At 68.5% G+C, this 1,374-nt stretch carries 2 protein-coding genes and 1 pseudogene; 1 reads left to right on the forward strand and 2 read right to left on the reverse strand.

Annotated features, from left to right (window positions below; translation table 11 throughout):
- The first annotated feature begins 41 nt into the window (after positions 1-41).
- Positions 42-443, forward strand: a complete 402-nt coding sequence (locus D588_RS0117140) for a DUF2628 domain-containing protein (RefSeq protein ID WP_017909243.1) — start codon at positions 42-44, stop codon at positions 441-443.
- A 45-nt stretch (positions 444-488) separates the two neighbouring features.
- On the opposite strand, the gene D588_RS0117145 is transcribed toward D588_RS0117140, so the two are convergent.
- Positions 489-1,214 carry a DUF6882 domain-containing protein gene (locus D588_RS0117145; RefSeq protein ID WP_017916853.1) on the reverse strand — a complete coding sequence of 242 codons (726 nt, stop codon included), beginning with the start codon at positions 1,212-1,214 and terminating at the stop codon, positions 489-491.
- Positions 1,211-1,374: pseudogene (locus D588_RS27350) on the reverse strand (amino acid permease); the annotation flags it as partial. The pseudogene D588_RS27350 and the gene D588_RS0117145, both read right to left, overlap by 4 nt.

The raw sequence follows: 1,374 nt of genomic DNA on the forward strand, positions 1-1,374 counted from the left end.
TCAGGTAAACTGAAAACGTTTACAACACGGATTCTAACGCCATGGAAACCCCAAATCTCCCGCAACGTGCGCCGCTCAGCCCGAAGTGGCAGTTCCGCTTCGACTTCTTCGACCGTTACGGCGCCCCGTCCACGCCCGAGTACAAGGCCGCGTTCAAGGCACTGCCGTTCATGGAACGGTTGAAGATCAACATGAACTTCTTCGCCCTGTTCTTCGGCTTCATCTACTTCTTCATCCTCGGCATGTGGCGCAAGGCGCTGGGGCTGATCGGCATCTGGCTGGCGCTGGCTGTGGTCGCGGCGTTCCTCCCCGAGGCGATCGGCCGCGGCCTGGGCATCGCCTACTCGCTGCTGGTCGGCATGGCCGCCAACTACGCCTACTACCTGGACCAGCGCAAGGGCAGCGTCAGCTGGAACCCGTTCGAAGGCCTGCGTTGGTGGTAAGCGTCGGGCACGGCGGCGCGCAGGTGCGACACGCCGCCGCCGCGCTCAGCGCTTGCGCTTCCAGAACTGCCAGGCCGGTGCCGGCTTCGGCGTGACCGCCGCGGCCTGCGCCGGGGCCAGCTGGCCCTGAATGCCGGTCAGCCGCGCCTGCGCATCGAATGCCAGGACGATGCGGGTGTTGCCGCGCGTCGCCACGGTCTGCGCGGCGTCGCGCTGCAGGGCATAGCCCTGATCGGCCAGGAAGCCGTCGGTCATGGCCCGGTGGTCGAGTTCGAACTGCATCGGCAATTCGCCGAGCAGGCGCAGCACGCGGGCGTCGTCGCACGGCGCGAAGACCGCGGCCGGTACGTCCTCCAGCAGGAAGAACAGCGCGCCGCCGTTGTACGGCGCGCGGTAGTAGCAGCGCCCGCGCAGGGCACCGGCGAGCAGGGCGATCTGGTGGCCGCCGTCCTCGCCCAGCGCCGAAGACGGCGCGGTCAGTTCGGCGATACCTTCGTGCTCGCCGTGCGCACGTAGCGCATTGGCATTGGCCAGCAGGGCCGGTGGCAGGTTGCTGGCGGTGTTGGCCCAGGCCCACAGCCAGCTGGCGCTGGCTTCTGCGGCGGTGCCCAGCAATTGAATCGGGAACTGCAGGTCCTCGCCGAAGTACACCCGGCCCGCGCCCAGGTCCACGCGCCAATCGCGTCCGTCCAGCACGTCCGCCAGCGCCAACTGCCGGGCGTAGGCGCTGCCGATGTGCCGTGCCAGCGCTGCCTGGAACGCCGGGCTCATCGCGGCGTCTGCGGCGCGCGCTGCAGCAGGCTGTTGCGGCGGCCGTACAGCAGGTAGGCGACCACGCCCAGCGCGTTCCACAACCCGAACCAGATCTTCGTGGTATCCGGCAGGCTCCAGAACAGGTACAGGCAGCCGCCGATCGCCAGCGGCCCGACCA

The sequence above is a fragment of the Xanthomonas sp. SHU 308 genome, assembly GCF_000364645.1.
GTDB lineage: Bacteria > Pseudomonadota > Gammaproteobacteria > Xanthomonadales > Xanthomonadaceae > Xanthomonas_A > Xanthomonas_A sontii.

What these genes read in the sequence shown, in the direction of transcription:
- D588_RS0117140 (WP_017909243.1), top strand. Translation starts at nt 42, where the DNA reads ATGGAAACCCCAAATCTCCCGCAACGTGCGCCGCTCAGCCCGAAGTGG.
- D588_RS0117145 (WP_017916853.1), bottom strand. Translation starts at nt 1,214, where the DNA reads ATGAGCCCGGCGTTCCAGGCAGCGCTGGCACGGCACATCGGCAGCGCC.